Annotated in this window: 17 protein-coding genes; 6 read left to right on the forward strand and 11 right to left on the reverse strand. The window is 62.5% G+C overall.

The window, feature by feature from the left end; genetic code table 11:
• The first annotated feature begins 73 nt into the window (after positions 1 to 73).
• The 3 genes from sdhA (at position 74) to RIF72_RS09485 (ending at position 3,563) form a co-directional block, all read left to right on the forward strand.
• The gene (gene sdhA, locus RIF72_RS09475; protein ID WP_309074562.1) at positions 74 to 1,873 is read left to right on the forward strand and encodes a succinate dehydrogenase flavoprotein subunit; all 1,800 of its coding nucleotides are present in this window, start codon (positions 74 to 76) and stop codon (positions 1,871 to 1,873) included.
• Positions 1,873 to 2,655 carry a succinate dehydrogenase iron-sulfur subunit gene (locus RIF72_RS09480; RefSeq protein WP_011773975.1) on the forward strand — a complete coding sequence of 261 codons (783 nt, stop codon included), beginning with the start codon at positions 1,873 to 1,875 and terminating at the stop codon, positions 2,653 to 2,655. The genes sdhA and RIF72_RS09480 overlap by 1 nt, the downstream gene beginning before the upstream one ends.
• Positions 2,656 to 2,786: 131 nt before the next feature.
• Positions 2,787 to 3,563 carry an alpha/beta fold hydrolase gene (locus RIF72_RS09485; RefSeq protein WP_309074563.1) on the forward strand — a complete coding sequence of 259 codons (777 nt, stop codon included), beginning with the start codon at positions 2,787 to 2,789 and terminating at the stop codon, positions 3,561 to 3,563.
• A gap of 129 nt (positions 3,564 to 3,692) precedes the next feature.
• Here the strand turns inward: RIF72_RS09485 and RIF72_RS09490 are convergent, their stop codons facing one another.
• The 11 genes from RIF72_RS09490 to glyA form a co-directional block, all read right to left on the reverse strand.
• Positions 3,693 to 3,845 (reverse strand): hypothetical protein, encoded by a 153-nt coding sequence (locus RIF72_RS09490; RefSeq protein WP_309074564.1) that lies wholly within the window; start codon positions 3,843 to 3,845, stop codon positions 3,693 to 3,695.
• Between the two features lie 20 nt (positions 3,846 to 3,865).
• Positions 3,866 to 4,951 carry a YihY/virulence factor BrkB family protein gene (locus RIF72_RS09495; protein WP_309074637.1) on the reverse strand — a complete coding sequence of 362 codons (1,086 nt, stop codon included), beginning with the start codon at positions 4,949 to 4,951 and terminating at the stop codon, positions 3,866 to 3,868.
• Positions 4,878 to 5,555: a 2'-5' RNA ligase family protein gene (locus RIF72_RS09500; RefSeq protein ID WP_309074565.1), complete on the reverse strand. Its 678-nt coding sequence runs from the start codon at positions 5,553 to 5,555 to the stop codon at positions 4,878 to 4,880. The genes RIF72_RS09495 and RIF72_RS09500 overlap by 74 nt, the downstream gene beginning before the upstream one ends.
• A 4-nt stretch (positions 5,556 to 5,559) precedes the next feature.
• On the reverse strand, positions 5,560 to 6,684 hold the full coding sequence (trpS, locus tag RIF72_RS09505; RefSeq protein WP_309074566.1) for a tryptophan--tRNA ligase: 1,125 nt from the start codon (positions 6,682 to 6,684) through the stop codon (positions 5,560 to 5,562).
• A gap of 20 nt (positions 6,685 to 6,704) precedes the next feature.
• Complete coding sequence (locus RIF72_RS09510) at positions 6,705 to 7,538, reverse strand: exodeoxyribonuclease III (protein WP_309074567.1); 834 nt, start codon at positions 7,536 to 7,538, stop codon at positions 6,705 to 6,707.
• Positions 7,539 to 7,548: 10 nt separating this feature from the next.
• Positions 7,549 to 8,115, reverse strand: coding sequence for a hypothetical protein (locus RIF72_RS09515; RefSeq protein WP_309074568.1), 567 nt, complete (start codon positions 8,113 to 8,115; stop codon positions 7,549 to 7,551).
• 63 nt (positions 8,116 to 8,178) lie between these two features.
• Complete coding sequence (locus tag RIF72_RS09520) at positions 8,179 to 9,012, reverse strand: ABC transporter permease (protein ID WP_309074569.1); 834 nt, start codon at positions 9,010 to 9,012, stop codon at positions 8,179 to 8,181.
• Positions 9,009 to 9,860 carry an ABC transporter permease gene (locus RIF72_RS09525; protein WP_309074570.1) on the reverse strand — a complete coding sequence of 284 codons (852 nt, stop codon included), beginning with the start codon at positions 9,858 to 9,860 and terminating at the stop codon, positions 9,009 to 9,011. The genes RIF72_RS09520 and RIF72_RS09525 overlap by 4 nt, the downstream gene beginning before the upstream one ends.
• A gap of 4 nt (positions 9,861 to 9,864) precedes the next feature.
• Positions 9,865 to 10,794 carry an ABC transporter ATP-binding protein gene (locus tag RIF72_RS09530; protein WP_309074638.1) on the reverse strand — a complete coding sequence of 310 codons (930 nt, stop codon included), beginning with the start codon at positions 10,792 to 10,794 and terminating at the stop codon, positions 9,865 to 9,867.
• Positions 10,795 to 10,983: 189 nt separating this feature from the next.
• Positions 10,984 to 11,877 carry a bifunctional methylenetetrahydrofolate dehydrogenase/methenyltetrahydrofolate cyclohydrolase gene (locus tag RIF72_RS09535; RefSeq protein WP_309074571.1) on the reverse strand — a complete coding sequence of 298 codons (894 nt, stop codon included), beginning with the start codon at positions 11,875 to 11,877 and terminating at the stop codon, positions 10,984 to 10,986.
• Between the two features lie 131 nt (positions 11,878 to 12,008).
• Positions 12,009 to 13,304, reverse strand: coding sequence for a serine hydroxymethyltransferase (gene glyA, locus RIF72_RS09540; protein WP_309074572.1), 1,296 nt, complete (start codon positions 13,302 to 13,304; stop codon positions 12,009 to 12,011).
• A gap of 236 nt (positions 13,305 to 13,540) precedes the next feature.
• On the opposite strand from glyA, the gene purU reads away from it, so the two are divergent.
• The 3 genes from purU (at position 13,541) to RIF72_RS09555 (ending at position 15,670) form a co-directional block, all read left to right on the forward strand.
• Complete coding sequence (gene purU / locus RIF72_RS09545) at positions 13,541 to 14,392, forward strand: formyltetrahydrofolate deformylase (RefSeq protein ID WP_309074573.1); 852 nt, start codon at positions 13,541 to 13,543, stop codon at positions 14,390 to 14,392.
• Between the two features lie 21 nt (positions 14,393 to 14,413).
• Positions 14,414 to 15,079, forward strand: coding sequence for a class I SAM-dependent methyltransferase (locus tag RIF72_RS09550; protein WP_309074574.1), 666 nt, complete (start codon positions 14,414 to 14,416; stop codon positions 15,077 to 15,079).
• A gap of 72 nt (positions 15,080 to 15,151) precedes the next feature.
• A complete protein-coding gene (locus RIF72_RS09555; protein ID WP_309074575.1) occupies positions 15,152 to 15,670 on the forward strand; it encodes a gamma carbonic anhydrase family protein in 519 nt (172 codons plus the stop codon).
• Positions 15,671 to 15,687: the final 17 nt, after the last annotated feature.

The following is a 15,687-nucleotide window of genomic DNA, read 5'->3' on the forward strand; positions in this document are numbered from 1 at the left end:
GTGAACCGGTTCGCCTGACGTAGCGGAGCAGCCTCCGCCGACCATCTGAATTTTGAAAGAGAGAGCATCTGGTATGCAGGTCCATAAGTACGACGTCGTCATTGTCGGTGCAGGTGGCGCCGGCATGCGCGCCGCGATCGAATCCGGTCAGCGAGCACGCACCGCGGTACTGACCAAGCTCTACCCCACCCGCTCGCACACCGGTGCGGCCCAGGGTGGAATGTGCGCAGCACTGGCCAACGTCGAAGAAGACAACTGGGAATGGCACACCTTTGACACCATCAAGGGCGGCGACTACCTGGTTGACCAGGACGCAGCCGAGGTCATGGCGAAGGAAGCCATCGACGCCGTGCTGGACCTGGAAAAGATGGGTCTGCCCTTCAACCGCACGCCCGAGGGCCGGATTGACCAGCGCCGCTTCGGTGGCCACACCCGTGACCACGGCAAGGCACCCGTCCGCCGCGCTTGCTATGCAGCCGACCGTACGGGCCACATGATCCTGCAGACGCTGTACCAAAACTGCGTCAAGCACAACGTTGAGTTCTACAACGAGTACTACGTCCTGGACCTGCTGATCGTCGAAGAAGACGCAGTACGCGAAGACGGAACCCCCTACAAGCAGAAGCGTGTCGCCGGCGTGGTCTCCTACGACCTCGCCTCCGGCGAACTGCACGTGTTCCAGGCCAAGTCCGTGGTGTTCGCCTCCGGCGGCGCCGGCAAGGTCTTCAAAACCACCTCCAACGCACACACCCTCACCGGTGATGGCATGGGCATCGCGTTCCGTCGCGGCATCCCCTTGGAAGACATGGAGTTCTTCCAGTTCCACCCGACCGGCCTCGCCGGCCTGGGCATCCTCCTTACCGAGGGCGCACGTGGTGAAGGTGCCATCCTGCGTAACTCGGAGGGTGAGCGCTTCATGGAGCGTTACGCCCCTACCATCAAGGACCTCGCACCCCGCGACATCGTGGCCCGCGCCATGGCCAACGAAGTGCGCGAAGGCCGCGGCTGCGGCCCCAACAAGGACTACGTCCTCCTGGACCTGACCCACCTTGAGCCTGCACACATCGAGGCCAAGCTTCCGGACATCACGGAGTTCGCCCGCACCTACCTGGGTGTGGAGCCGTTCACCGACCCTGTCCCCGTCTTCCCCACGGCGCACTACGCTATGGGCGGCATCCCCACCAACATCACCACCGAAGTGCTGCAGGACAACGACACCATTGTGCCGGGCCTCTACGCAGCCGGTGAAGTTGCTTGCGTTTCCGTGCACGGTTCGAATCGTCTCGGCACCAACTCGCTACTGGACATCAACGTGTTCGGTAAGCGCGCCGGTATTGCCGCTGCGGAGTACTCGAAGACCGCTGAGTTCGTCGAGCTTCCCGAGGACCCTGAGGCAATGACCCGCGGCATCCTGGACGGCCTGCTGACGGGCAATGGCACCGAGCGTGTTGCCCAAATCCGCAAGGAACTGCAGGACACCATGGACGCCAACATGCAGGTGTTCCGCACCAAGGAATCGCTGGAGCAGGTCCTTCGCGACATCGCCTCGTTCGAAGAGCGCTACAAGCACGTCACTGTGCAGGACAAGGGCAAGCGCTTCAACCTTGACCTCCTGGAGGCCGTGGAGCTTGGCTTCCTGCTGGACATGGCCAAGGTCATGACCGTTGGTGCCCTCCACCGTGAAGAATCCCGCGGTGGTCACTACCGCGAGGACTTCCCGGACCGCAACGACGAAAAGTTCATGAAGCACTCCATGGCTTACCTGGACACGTCCGTCACCGTCGACTCCTCGGCGGAATCCGTCGCGGGCATCCGTCTTGAGACCAAGCCCGTCATCTTCACCCGTTACGAGCCGATGGAGCGTAAGTACTAATGACGACCGAAATGGCAGAGCCCGCTTCCAAGATCGAGCTTCCGGCAAGTGTTGCCGGCGACGGTGAAATTCCCACGTTCCATATCACGCTGCGCGTGCGCCGCTACGATCCCGAAATCTCGGACGAAGCACGCTGGGACGACTACAAACTGACCATGTACGGCACGGACCGCGTGTTGGATGCCCTCCACAAGGTCAAGTGGGAAATCGACGGCTCCGTATCGTTCCGCCGTTCCTGCGCCCACGGTGTTTGTGGTTCTGATGCCATGCGCATCAACGGCCGCAACCGCCTGGCCTGCAAGACTCTCCTGAAGGACCTGGACACCACCAAGCCCATCACCGTGGAGCCCATCAAGGGCCTTCCCGTGGAGAAGGACCTGATTGTGGACATGGAACCCTTCTTCCAGTCCTTCCGCGAAGTCATGCCGTTCCTGATCAACAAGGGCCACGAGCCCACCAAGGAACGCCTGCAGTCCGTTGAGGACCGTGAGCGCTTTGACGACACCACCAAGTGCATCCTGTGCGCTGCGTGCACGTCCTCCTGCCCGGTCTTCTGGACCGATGGCCAGTACTTTGGCCCGGCAGCGATCGTCAACGCACACCGCTTCATCTTCGATTCCCGTGATGACGCCGGAGACATGCGCCTTGAGATCCTGAACGACAAAGAAGGCGTGTGGCGCTGCCGCACCACCTTCAACTGCTCGGAAGCATGCCCCCGTGGCATCCAGGTGACCCAAGCAATCGCCGAGGTCAAGCAGGCCATTCTGGCCCGCAAGATCTAGTTTTGCCGGTCTCCTAAGGAACCAAACGACGACGGCGCCGCTCACCACTGATGGTGAGCGGCGCCGTCGTCGTTAATCCAGTGTCGTAGCCTGTCATCACCGCAACCCTCATCCAACGCAAGGAGATCAGCGTGTCACGCTCTGAGAAGATCAGCTTCACGGGAAGTACTGGCGACACCCTGGCCGGCATCGTGGACGTGCCCGAAGGACCCGTCCGGGGTTGGGGGCTGTACTCGCACGGCCTGACGCTCGGCAAGGACAGCCCCGCCGCATCCCGGATCTGCAAAGGACTCGCCGAGCAGGGTGTGGGGATGCTGCGCTTCGACAACCTCGGCTTGGGCAACTCCGCAGGTGAATGGTCTGCGGGGTCGTTCAGCGTCAAAGTAGCCGACACCATCCTGGCTGCGGACTTCATGCGGGAGGAAGGCCGGGGAATCTCACTCTTGGTGGGCCACTCGTTCGGAGGTGCAGCGGTTCTCGCCGCAGCCCGCGACATCCCCGGCCTCAACGCCGTGGTGACGGTTGGTGCACCCTACGAACCCAAACACGTTGAGCACATGTTCGACACGGAAATCGACTCCATCCTGCGGGACGGCAGCGCTGTGGTTGACCTTGGGGGACGGCCCATGGAGGTCCGGCGCCACTTTGTGGAGGATGTGGAACGCGCCGATCTGCGCGACTGCATCCGCACCCTCCACAAGCCGCTGATGGTGATGCACTCCCCCACCGACAACACTGTGGGGATCGATAACGCCAGCGAAATTTTCCGCACCGCCCGCCACCCCCGGAGTTTTATCTCCCTGGAGGGCAGCGAACATCTCCTCACCGGGAAGGGTCAGGCAGCACGGGTTGCACGGATCATCAGCGCTTGGGCGGACCCCTACCTCGAGGTCAGCGACGCTGGATAACCCGCCCCCACCCAAGTAAGTAACAGATCAGGTCGTTCTGAGCACTCATAACGGCCTGATCTGCGACCTACATGGGTACTTACTTGCCGATGGCCGCCTTGGGATATTATCGCAACAGGACCTCGCCTGCTAACCCCGGCGGGGTCCCAAAGCGGCGCCCACCAAGGCACCAAGGCCAACGCCAATGAGGATGCCCAGAAAGGGCGAATTGAAGATCAGCTGGCCAACGACGAGTCCGGCTGCAGCCCCAAGCAGGCAGGCGATCCACAGTTGGTTGTTCATGCGGCCTCCAGCTAAAACTTTCAGGTGCGGGGCGCCACGCGCCGCGAACCCAGGACTTTCTTGCGCGGCGACTCCCCCGACGCCGTGTCAGCCTCGCGAATAGCAGACCACGACGCCGAGACGAGGTACACCTGGCTCACAAGATTGAACCAGATGAGCAGGCCGATGATAATGGCAAACGATGCCAGAACCGGATTGTTGCCTGACCGGGCCAAAAGTTCGGTGCTGAAGAATTGCAGGACCGTTGTCCCCACGCCTGCCAGCACCACGCCCTCCAGGAATGAGCGGCGCCCCAGCTTCAGCCCACCTGCAATGCGGAACAGCACTGCCGCCGTCGCGCAGTTCAGGAGGAGCGGGACGACGATCTTGACCGTGGCTGCTACGGGCTCGGCAACGCCTTCGTCCAATTTGAGCAAAGCTATGAGCCAGCCCGCTGCGGTGCCAAAGACGAGCGAGACACCTGCGCTGATCACAAGGATGACGCCGAGGAGCAGCAGGGTGCCGGCGTCGATGAGCTTTTGAAGGATCGGATTGCGCACCAGGGGATCAGCTTTCATGATCCCCCGAAGACCTTCCCTGATGCTGGCAATCCAGCCAAGGGAAACAAAAACTGTGACAACCGCTGCGATGAGGGCCGTCCACCCGAGCCCCGACGGGTTAAGCAAGGATTGTGGATCCACCAGCCCTTCGCCGCCATCCACCTGAAGGAGCCCCGGGGCAGCCGCTGCCACACTCTCGATTACGGCATCCTGCAGTGCGGGATTACCGCCCAGAACTATTCCTGCAATGGCGAAGCCAGTAGTGAGCAGACCGGTCACGGAGAAAAACATGTTGAAGCCGATACCGGCGCTCAACAATGGCCCGTGCTGCCGGGTGTAGTGCTGAAAGGAACGCATGGCCCGGTTGGTGTTCAGCCTCGCGAGAAAGAGTGCAAAGAAGGCACCAACCTTCTTCGGCAAGCCCTCGCCTGCGCGCTTCGCATGGCCCCATTCCTGCCTTTTGCGGAGAAGTTGGAGTTTGAGTTTCGCCAGCTCAGTTGGCAGCGGAGGAACGTCCGCCTCTGCGGCTTGGATCCGCTTGCTGTGCTTCGTCAGTATCGCCGCCAAAGTCGAGCTCTTCCCGTAGCTGCCAAATTCCATTGGTGTCGTGCTCGTAAAGTCCCATGCTAACCACAGGGAACGTCGCCCGGTAATCCCTGAGGACCGTTTCGGCCTCGTCAAGGTTTTCCTGGGCGACATCGTGCGCTACGGTCACGTGCGGGTGGTACGGGAAGGGCAACCTCCGCTCGAGTGGGCCTGTTTGAAGTTTCTCGTGCAACTGCACGCACTCCTCAAAGCCTTCCTCGACGTTCACGAACACCACCGGCGAGATGGGACGGAAAGATCCCGTGCCTGAAATGGTGATTTCGAAAGGTTCCTGGGTCCTTGCGACTTCCCTGACGTGCTCCCGGGTGGCGGCCCAGTCCTGGGTGGGTGTGGTGGTGATCAGGGTGATGTGGGCAGGAATGACCTCAGCCATCGGATCACCGAAGGAGGCCCTCCATTCCTGGAGTTCACGGGCGATCTCCGGTGGGAAGCCAAGGATCACGCCGACGCACATGGTGTCTCCAGCGCCGCAATCGGTGCCGGAAACAGCGGGCTGGCGGGAGTCGTCCGGACCGGCACCCTCTCGGGTGCCGGTCTTGACGTTGAGCTGGCCAGCTGAGCACATGGACTTAGCGGACTCCCTGGTTCCCGCGGGATTCATCGCCGCGGTAGGGCAGGAAACCAACCTTGGAGTAGACATCCGCGAGGGTCGCGGCCGCAATGTCACGTGCCTTGTCCGCGCCGAGGGCCAGTAGCCTGTCGAGTTCTGCGGGGTCGGCCAGGAGTTCGTTGGCACGTTCCCGGATGGGTGCCAAGTGTCCGGAAACGAGTTCGGCCAAGTCAACCTTCAAATGGCCGTACATCTTCCCTTGATAGTCAGCCACGATCTTGTCCACCGGCGTACCGCTGATGGCCGAGTAGATGGTCAGCAGGTTGGATACGCCCGGCTTATTCTCGCGATCGTAGCGGATCTCGGTTTCGGTGTCCGTTACAGCTGATTTAATCCGCTTGGCCACAGTCTTTGGGTCATCCAGCAGGTTGATCAGGCCGGCTGGTGATTCCGCGGACTTGGACATCTTGGCGGTGGGGTTCTGGAGATCGTAAATCTTGGCTGATTCCTTCTGGATGAAGGCCTCAGGCACTTGGAACGTCTCGCCGAACCGGCTGTTGAAGCGGTTGGCGAGGTCACGGCTCAATTCCACGTGCTGGCGCTGGTCTTCACCCACCGGCACGCCGTGCGGCTGGTACAGCAGGATGTCAGCGGCCTGCAGGATGGGGTACGTGAACAGGCCGACGCTGGCGTGGTCCGAACCCTGCTTCTGTGCCTTGTCCTTGAACTGGGTCATGCGGGCGGCTTCGCCCATGCCCGTGATGCAGTTCAGGACCCACGCCAACTGGGCATGCTCAGGAACCTGGGACTGGACGAAGAGGGTGCACTTATTCACGTCCACGCCGCCGGCGATGTACTGCGCCGCCGTAACCCTGGTGCGCCGGGCGAGCTCGGCCGGATCTTGGGGCACTGTGATGGCGTGCAGGTCAGGAATGAAGTACACGGCGTCGTACTCGTCCTGCATCCGGACCCAGTTGACCAGGGCGCCGAGGTAGTTGCCAAGATGCAGGGAATCGGCGGAGGGCTGCATGCCGGACAGGACCCGGTGCTTGGCGCCGACGGCAAGCTTGGTGGACGTCACGGGCTTGGGGTCGGTCGCAGCATCAGGCGATGCGCCGGTTTCAGTCGTGGTGGAACTAGTCATGTCGCAATACCTTAGGAAGCTTAGAGCCGGTAGTCGACTACCAGCGGTGCATGGTCAGAGAAGCGGGTGTCCCACGAGGGTGCCCGGTCCACCACAGCCGAGAAAGCGGCTGCTGCGAGGTCCGGAGTGGCCAAGTGGTAGTCGATGCGCCAGCCTGTGTCCGTGTCAAAGGCCTTACCGCGCTGGGACCACCAGGTGTAGGGGCCGGCGACATTACCTGCCAGGCCCCTGTGCACATCCCTCCATCCGATTTCGTCGCCGAGGAAGCGGTCAAAGTATGCCCGCTCCTCCGGGAGGAAGCCGGCACGCTTGACGTTGCCCTTCCAGTTCTTGATGTCGAGTTCAGTGTGTCCTACGTTAAGGTCGCCAACCACCAAAGCATGGTCGCTGTGTTTCGCGAGCTCAGGCAGGCGGACAGTCATGGCATCGAGGAAACGGAACTTATCATCCTGCTTGGGGGTTCCCACTTCTCCGGAGTGCACATAGGCACTGACAACGGTGAGGGTGGTGGGGTCGCCGGCTGTGTTCCTGACGGTGAAGTCCGCTTCGACCCAGCGCCCGGACGTATCGAAGTAGTCGTCGCCGACACCAACGCGGGTGGCTGTGGGCTCCTCGCGGGAAGCAATGGCCACACCGGCACGGCCCTTGGCCTCAGCCTCACTGTGAAGGATGTGCCAGCCTTCGCCGATCAGCTTCCTGACGATGTCGTCAGGGGCACGGACTTCCTGCAAGCAGAGGATGTCTACCTCGCGAGGCTCCAGCCATTCCGCCATGCCGTTCTTGTAGGCAGCCCGCAGGCCATTGACGTTAACTGATGCGATGCGAAGGAAGTCCTTCTTCAATGCCGTACTCACCCGCTCTACTCTAGTCGATGATGGTGCCGGCAACGGGCTCGTCCGAGCCACCCGAAGACTTGATCATGTCCCGTGCATTTGTTGCTGTAATAGCGATGGTTTCCAGCGCCCGATTGATGGTGTCCTGGTTGGCCGTCGCCCCCTTGGCTCGTTCCTCGTCCACCACGCGGACCTGCACCTGGACAATCTTGAATGAGTGGTCCAGCTTGAGGTCACGGACTTCATCGGCTTTGCTGCGCTCGGCAACTACGCGCGTGCCACCGTTGTCAGCGGCGGACGACGACGGCGCGCGGCCAGCTGCGGCGTTGAAGGCATTTTGCGCTTCGGTCAGCTTGGCGCCGGCCCGCTGCGCGGCCTTGCGGATGCTCAGCACCACGAACGTTGCAAGGGCAAGCCACCCGAAAGCAACCACAGCCACAACCCAGCCCACAACATCGTTCTGGTTGGCCGCAAAGATGACGGCTACCAGGAAAGCGATGATGACGACTGTCATCCCCAGGCCGCCGATGCGGAAGCCCTTGAACATGCCTTTACCGGCGGGGGACGTGGACGGGTGCGGGTCACCGAGAGATTGCATGAACCCATTCTCTCAAATGCGGAAAGGTGCCCCGTCCGCTTCCACGGACGGCGAACACAGGAGTCATTTCAGGAACAGCTGGCGCAGCCTCGCGGTGGTCAGCATGATCCCTAGCGCGATCATCACCAGGTAGTAACCCACGTGGATGGCAGTGGCCGGGCTGAACGAGCCCACGCTGATTTGGCGCAGAAGTTCCACCCCGTGCCACAACGGCATGGCCTGGATGAACCACTGGATGACCTGCGGGTAGACACTGAGCGGGTAGAACGTGGCACTGAACAGGAACATGGGCAGCAGGAAGAAGTTGATCCAGTCCATCTGCTGGAACGTCTTCATGAAGCTGGTGATGCCCATCCCGAAGCTCGCGAAACCGAACGCGATCAGCACTGATGCGGGAATAACCAGGATGGCCCACCAACTGGTGAGCAGGCCCATCACCCCCATGACGGCGGTGAATCCCGTGGCGTACAGCAGGCCCCGAAGGAGAGCCAGGAAGATTTCGCCGATCGCAACGTCCAGCGGCCCCAGGGATGTGTAGAGCATCCCTTGGTACAGCTTGGCGAAGTTCATCTTGAAGAAAACGTTCCAGGTGGAGTCATAGATGGCTCCATTCATGGCCGAAACGGCAAGTAGCGCCGGGGCAATGTACGCCGCGTAGCTGATTTCCTCGCCGCCTGGACCTTGGACCGTACCCACGATGGAGCCCATGCCCACGCCCATGGCCAGTAGGAACAGCACAGGTTCAAAGAACCCGGACACCATCACCAGCCACGTGCTGCTCTTGGCAGCCGTCAGCCCGCGGCCCACCACGGCTTTTGCGTTGCGGGAGTAGAGCGAACCGAACTTACGCTCACGGGCAAGATCCGTGGCGCTGTGGCCACCGGTCAGGACGCTCATGAGCCCATCCTCTTCACAAATTGGCGGCGGACCAGCACCCAACCAACAGTGGCGGTCACCAGCAGGAACACCACGTGCGTGATGGTCAGCAGCGGGTTGTGGTCCATGCCGTAGGTGAACACCCGGCCCAACTCTGTTCCGTGCCACACGGGCGAGATCCAACCGATCCAACGAACTGCGATCGGCAACGTATCAAGCGGGAAGAAGGTCCCGGAGAACAGGAAGAGGGGCATGACGATGAACCGTTGTACCAACGCGAACTGCCCCTTGTCCTGCTTGATGCTGGCCGCGTACGCCATCAACGGCAGGCCGAAGGACAGGGCTGCCACTGTGGCCACGATCGCGGACACCCAACCCCACGGGCTCGGCGAAGCACCAAACATGGCCACCACCACGAAATAGACCACCGACTGCAACAGGAAGCGCAGGGAACTGGCCATGATGTGGCCACTGGCAATCTGCTCCGGAATCAGCGGCGAGGCATGCGGGCCATAGAACACCCGGCGCCATTTGAACCCGTCCATGACGGGGTAGGAGAATTCCCCCGACGCCGTCATCACCGCCGCAGAAACCAGCAGCGCAGGCGCCACGAACTCGAGGTAGCTGACACCTCCGAACGCCGCTGCGCTGTTGGCGTCCACCAAGCTGGCGAGCCCCACTCCCATGGCAAAGAGATACGCCACGGGCTGCCCCACGCTGTACAGGATCACGGACCAGCCGTAGTTACGCATGACGCGGAGCACTTGCTCTGCATAGAAAAAGGAACCCCAGCGTCGCGCCCGGGCGGCCGAAACCTCAGGTGAGTGGGCACGCAACGGCAGCTCCGCCGTCGTGCGTGGTTTGTTCACCGACTCAGTCAACGAGGCTCCTACCGGTAAGCCGCAGAAACACGTCTTCCAGCGACGAGCGACGCACCAAGGAAGTCAAGGGGTGCAGCCCGCGGGCAGTGACCTGCTCCAAGGCGGCCTCGCCGTCGTGTGCGTAGACGAGTACGCGGTCGGGCAGCGTCTCCAGCCGCTCACCGATGCCTTGAAGCTCGACGCCGATGGTGGCGTTCCGCTCGGACCCGAACCTGAGCTCGAGTACTTCGCGCGAGGAATGCTCACGAATCAGGGCGGCCGGCGATCCCTCGGCCATGATCCTGCCCTTGTCCACCACGATTAGGCGGTCGCAGAGTTGCTCAGCCTCGTCCATGTAGTGCGTGGTGAGGATGAGCGTGACCCCGCTTTCCTTGAGCCGGAACAGCCGGTCCCAGAGGATGTGGCGTGCCTGCGGATCCAGGCCCGTGGTGGGTTCGTCGAGGAGAAGAATGCGGGGCTCGTTAATAAGCGACCGGGCTATTGTGAGCCGTCGCTTCATGCCCCCGGAGAGCGCGTCCACCTTGGAATTGGCCTTGTCCGTCAGCTGCGCGAATTCCAGCAGCTCGTCAGCTTTCGGGCGCAAATAGCTCAAAGGCAGGCCGAAATAGCGTCCATAGACGATCAGGTTCTCGCGAACCTTGAGCTCTTCATCCAGGTTGTCCTGTTGTGGGACCACACCCAGATGCGCCCGGACTTCCGGACCGTGAGACTCAGGATCCAAGCCCATAATGTTGAGTGTGCCCGAGGTGCGTTGGGAGACGCCGCCGATCATTTTCATCGTGGTGGATTTGCCGGCACCGTTGGGGCCCAGCAGCCCGAAGGACTCCCCCGCCGGTACGTCGAAGGAGATGTTGTCCACGGCGGTGAGATCACCATAGGCCTTGGTGAGGTTCCGCGCGCTGATGACGAGTGGTCGGTTCATGTCGAAGCCGGATTGGGGCGATTCAGTGGGAGTTGCGGAGCGGATTGCTTCATTGTGCACCCTCAGCAGACTAGTAGCGCCCACCGACTTATGCGAGGCCATTTCGAGGGTTCCCTGCCGAAGATGCCGTGCGAACGGCATCTTCGGCAGCTTAGCCCCGTAATGGGCCTTGCTGTGGTTCGCGGAAACCTACGCGATGCCCGCCTGGCGCTCCGCACTCTCCACGACGTTCGCGAGCAGCATGGCACGGGTCATCGGGCCCACGCCGCCGGGGTTCGGGGACAGCCAGGCGGCGACGTCGGCAGCTGCCGGGTCCACATCTCCGGTGACAACAGCCTTACCGTTGCCGTCGTCCACACGGCTGACGCCGACGTCGAGCACAATGGCACCCGGCTTGAGGTCTCCGGCCTTGATCATGTGCGGCACGCCGGCAGCGGCAATCACGACGTCGGCCTGCTTGAGTTCCGCGGGCAGGTCCACCGTTCCGGTGTGGGCGAGGATGACCGTGGCGTTGACTTCCTTGCGGGTCAGCAGCAGGCCGATGGGGCGGCCGATCGTTACGCCGCGGCCAACCACCAGGACACGCTTGCCCTTGAGCTCAATGTTGTGACGGCGGAGCAACTCCACACAGCCCTTGGGCGTGCAGGGCAGCGGCGACTTCATTTCGCCGTTGACGTTGGCCACCAGGCGGCCAAGGTTCATGGGGTGCAGGCCGTCGGCGTCCTTGTCAGGGTCCATGGCTTCCAGGATGACGTCCTGGTCGATGTGCTTGGGCAGCGGCAGCTGGACGATGTAGCCGGTGCATTCCGGGTTGTCGTTGAGCTCGCGGACCACCTTCAGGAGGTCTTCCTGGCTGATGTCTTCGGGGAGGTCGCGGCGGATGGACTGGATACCAACCTCGGCGCAGTCCTTGTGCTTGCCGCCGACATACCAGGTGCTGCCTGGGTCGGAACCCACCAGGATGGTGCCCAGGCCCGGGACGATTCCCTTGGCGGCCAGGACGGAAACGCGAGTGGTCAGTTCTGCCTTGATGGCTGCGGCGGTGGCCTTGCCGTCAAGGATCTGTGCGGTGGACTGTGTCATTCCATCTGCTCTTTCTGGTGGGTGACCTAATGGCTCATGCCAACGGGATCCGCCGCCGTAGGTGTGGCGGCGGATCCCGTAGGCTCCGGTTCAAGGCCCGGGTGGTGCTTATTTATCCGCGGAAAAGCGGATTACCACTGCTCGTGCTGCGGGTACAGCGGGAAGTCAGCGGCCAGTTTGTCGACGCGGGCCTGGAGGCTTTCGACGTCGGCGGCGGAGCCTGCCTTGAGCGCGGTGGCGATGATCTCGGCAACCTCGGTGAACTCGGTTGCACCGAATCCGCGGGTAGCCAGGGCAGGTGTACCGATGCGGAGGCCGGAGGTGACCATCGGCGGGCGGGGGTCGAACGGAACAGCGTTGCGGTTCACGGTGATACCCACGGAGTGCAGGAGGTCTTCGGCCTGCTGGCCGTCCAGCTGCGAGTTACGGAGGTCAACGAGGACCAGGTGAACGTCGGTGCCGCCGGTGAGGACCGAGACGCCCGCTTCGGCGACGTCGGACTGGTTCAGGCGGTCAGCGATGATCCTGGCACCTTCGAGGACGCGCTCCTGGCGCTCCTTGAACTCTTCGCTGCCGGCGATCTTGAAGGCAACAGCCTTGGCGGCGATGACGTGCATGAGCGGTCCACCCTGCTGGCCCGGGAAGACGTTGGAGTTGAGCTTCTTGGCCCACTCCTGCTTGGCCAGGATCACACCGGAACGCGGACCTGCGAGGGTCTTGTGAACCGTGGAGGTGACGACGTCGGAGTACGGGACCGGGCTCGGGTGCAGGCCTGCTGCAACCAGGCCGGCGAAGTGTGCCATGTCCGTCCAGAGGAGGGCGCCAACTTCGTCCGCGATGGAGCGGAAGGCAGCGAAGTCAAGGTGGCGCGGGTACGCGGACCAGCCGGCGATGATGACCTGCGGCTTCTCGGCGATGGCCTGCTCGCGCAGCTTGTCCATGTCGATGCGGAAGTTGTCTTCCTCAACCTGGTAAGCAGCGACGTTGTAGAGCTTGCCGGAGAAGTTAAGCTTCATGCCGTGGGTCAGGTGGCCGCCGTGTGCCAGCGAGAGGCCCAGGATCTTATCGCCCGGAGTGATCATGGCGGACAGTGCTGCAGCGTTGGCCTGGGCACCGGAGTGCGGCTGGACGTTGGCGTACTCGGCGCCGAAGAGTTCCTTGACGCGGTCGATCGCAAGCTGCTCGGCGACGTCGACGTATTCGCAACCGCCGTAGTAGCGGCGGCCCGGGTAGCCCTCGGCGTACTTGTTGGTCAGGACGGAGCCCTGGGCTTCCATGACGGCGCGGGGGGCGAAGTTTTCGGACGCAATCATTTCCAGGGTGCCGCGCTGGCGGCCGAGTTCCTGGTTGAGGACTGCTGCGATCTCGGGATCGAGATCGGCGAGCGACTGGTTGCTGACAGACGCGGAAGTGGTTGTGGTAGTCACGGAGATCTCCTGGCTAGGCAACGGGTGGTGCTACAGGTCAGGCTACCGGCAGCAGCATTCCCGCGTCCCCTTGGTTGCTGAGGGATCGGTCACTTGCGTGCAGCGGTAAGACATGACCCTCGGCCCAGGCGTACGATCCGTGGTCTTCATGATTGCCGCTCCCTGGTGGTAGTCCACCCAACGCCAGTTGCGACCCGTTAACAGTACAACAACGCGGCACAGGTAGGCTTGATCGTGTGACTGATTCCACCGCTTTCGTTGTAACACTTTCCTGCCCCGACCGCCCCGGCATCGTCCACGCCGTAGCCGGAGCCCTCCTCGACGCCGGCTGCAACATCGCCGACTCCCAGCAGTACGGAAGCCCCAGCACAGGCAACTTCTTCATGCGCGTGGAGGCAACGACGTCGTCCTCCCAGGAAGAACTGGCCACTGCCCTCCGGCCGGTGGCCGAATCCTTCGGCATGACCTGGCAGATCAACCCTGTTGGCGAAAAGGTCCGCACGATCATCCTGTGCTCCAAGGACGCGCACTGCCTCAACGACCTCCTGTTCCAGCAGCGCACAGGCACCTTGCCCATTGACGTTCCGGCCATCGTGTCCAACCACCGGGACTTGGAGTCGTTGGCGGAGTTCTATGGCATCCCGTTCCACCACATCCCGGTGACGCCGGAAACCAAGCCCCAGGCCGAGGCGCAGTTGCTGAAACTGATTGCCGAGCACGACGTGGAACTCACTGTCCTGGCCCGATACATGCAAGTCCTCTCCAACGATCTCTGCACGGAGTTGAACGGCAAGGCCATCAACATCCACCACTCGTTCCTCCCCTCCTTCAAGGGCGCCAAGCCGTACCACCAGGCACACGCCCGCGGCGTGAAGATCATCGGTGCCACTGCCCACTACGTGACGGCGGACCTCGACGAGGGTCCGATCATCGAGCAGGAAGTCATCCGCGTTGACCACGCGCGCACGGCTGCCCAGTTCGTCCAGATGGGCCGCGACGTCGAAGGCCGCACGCTGGCTCAGGCAGTCCAGTGGCACGCCGAACACCGTGTGCTCCTGGATGGGACTCGCACCGTGGTGTTCAACTGACGCCACTCCTATGCTGGGGGTATGCGGGGCATCCCTGACGCCGACCATGAGGCTGACCTGGCTGTCTTCTACGACCGCCAAGCACCGGCGAGGAACACCCGCGCGCTGACGCCGCATCGGGTTGAATGCCGGGAGTGGTTCATCCGGCTGCTGAAGTCCGAACATCGTCTTTCGTTGTTTGAGCTGGGTTGCGGCACTGGGGTTGAGGGCGTGGAGTTTGTCCGCGCCGGCTTGCACTACACCGGCGTGGATCTGTCCTCGGAGAGCGTTCATTTGGCGCGCTCGGCCAGGCTTGAGGCCACTGTTGCCAGCGGCCGCAGCCTGCCGTTTCCGGATGCCGTCTTTTCAGCTGCCTGGACCATGAGCACTCTTCTGCACGTCCCCAACAGCGGGATTCACGACGTCGTCCGCGAACTTGTGCGGGTCACCGCACCTGGTGCGCCAATCGCCGTCGGGCTCTGGTCAGGTGAGGACGACGAAGTACTGAACCCGGAAGACCTTGAGGAACCGCGGCGATTCTTTAGCCGCCGCAGCGACGATACAGTCCAGCGGATTTTTGGTGAGCACGGCGCGGTGGAGCACTTCCGGACGTGGCCGGAGGGCCTGGGCGTGGAGTCCGGCCCGGGCGCAGGAAACTGGTCCCAGCACTACCAGTTCCTGGTCCTCCGCACCCCCGCACCCAAGTAGGTCGCAGATCAGGTCGTTCCCAGCGCTGAGAACGACCTGATCTGCGACCCAGTTGGGAACTAAGCTGGCTCCATGGCTCCCTCTTACACTTTCGCCGGGGACACCCCGGCCATCCACGAAACCGCCTTCGTGGCGCCCACAGCTTCCATTATTGGCAAGGCCACGTTGGCCGAAGGCTCAAGTGCATTCTACGGTGTCTCCGTCCGCGCCGATACAGCCGCGATCAGCGTGGGCGCGGGCTCCAACCTCCAGGACAACGTAGTGCTCCACGCCGACCCCGGCTTCCCCTGCACGGTAGGCGAGCGCGTCTCCGTTGGGCACAGCGCGGTGGTCCATGGATGCACTGTGGAGGACGACTGCCTCATCGGCATGAGCGCCACCATCCTCAACGGCGCGGTGATCGGCACAGGCTCGCTCATCGCTGCCGGGGCGGTGGTGTTGGAAGGTACCGTCGTTCCCCCGCGCTCACTGGTTGCCGGTGTACCCGCCAAGGTCCGCCGTGAACTCACCGACGAAGAGTTCGAGGGCGTCAAGCACAACGCCGCGCATTACAAGGAACTCGCTGCGGCGCACAGGGAAATGCACGCCTAACCACGAATGCGGGGAGA

Source organism: Paenarthrobacter sp., from assembly GCF_031180005.1.
GTDB lineage: Bacteria > Actinomycetota > Actinomycetes > Actinomycetales > Micrococcaceae > Arthrobacter.

Bases quoted from the DNA above. Each gene is read 5' to 3' on its own strand.
- sdhA (WP_309074562.1), top strand. From the start codon at position 74: ATGCAGGTCCATAAGTACGACGTCGTCATTGTCGGTGCAGGTGGCGCC.
- RIF72_RS09535 (WP_309074571.1), bottom strand. From the start codon at position 11,877: ATGACACAGTCCACCGCACAGATCCTTGACGGCAAGGCCACCGCCGCA.
- RIF72_RS09515 (WP_309074568.1), bottom strand. From the start codon at position 8,115: ATGCAATCTCTCGGTGACCCGCACCCGTCCACGTCCCCCGCCGGTAAA.
- RIF72_RS09490 (WP_309074564.1), bottom strand. From the start codon at position 3,845: ATGAACAACCAACTGTGGATCGCCTGCCTGCTTGGGGCTGCAGCCGGA.
- RIF72_RS09530 (WP_309074638.1), bottom strand. From the start codon at position 10,794: ATGAACCGACCACTCGTCATCAGCGCGCGGAACCTCACCAAGGCCTAT.
- RIF72_RS09555 (WP_309074575.1), top strand. From the start codon at position 15,152: ATGGCTCCCTCTTACACTTTCGCCGGGGACACCCCGGCCATCCACGAA.
- RIF72_RS09550 (WP_309074574.1), top strand. From the start codon at position 14,414: ATGCGGGGCATCCCTGACGCCGACCATGAGGCTGACCTGGCTGTCTTC.
- RIF72_RS09520 (WP_309074569.1), bottom strand. From the start codon at position 9,012: ATGAGCGTCCTGACCGGTGGCCACAGCGCCACGGATCTTGCCCGTGAG.
- RIF72_RS09480 (WP_011773975.1), top strand. From the start codon at position 1,873: ATGACGACCGAAATGGCAGAGCCCGCTTCCAAGATCGAGCTTCCGGCA.
- trpS (WP_309074566.1), bottom strand. From the start codon at position 6,684: ATGACTAGTTCCACCACGACTGAAACCGGCGCATCGCCTGATGCTGCG.
- RIF72_RS09500 (WP_309074565.1), bottom strand. From the start codon at position 5,555: ATGTGCTCAGCTGGCCAGCTCAACGTCAAGACCGGCACCCGAGAGGGT.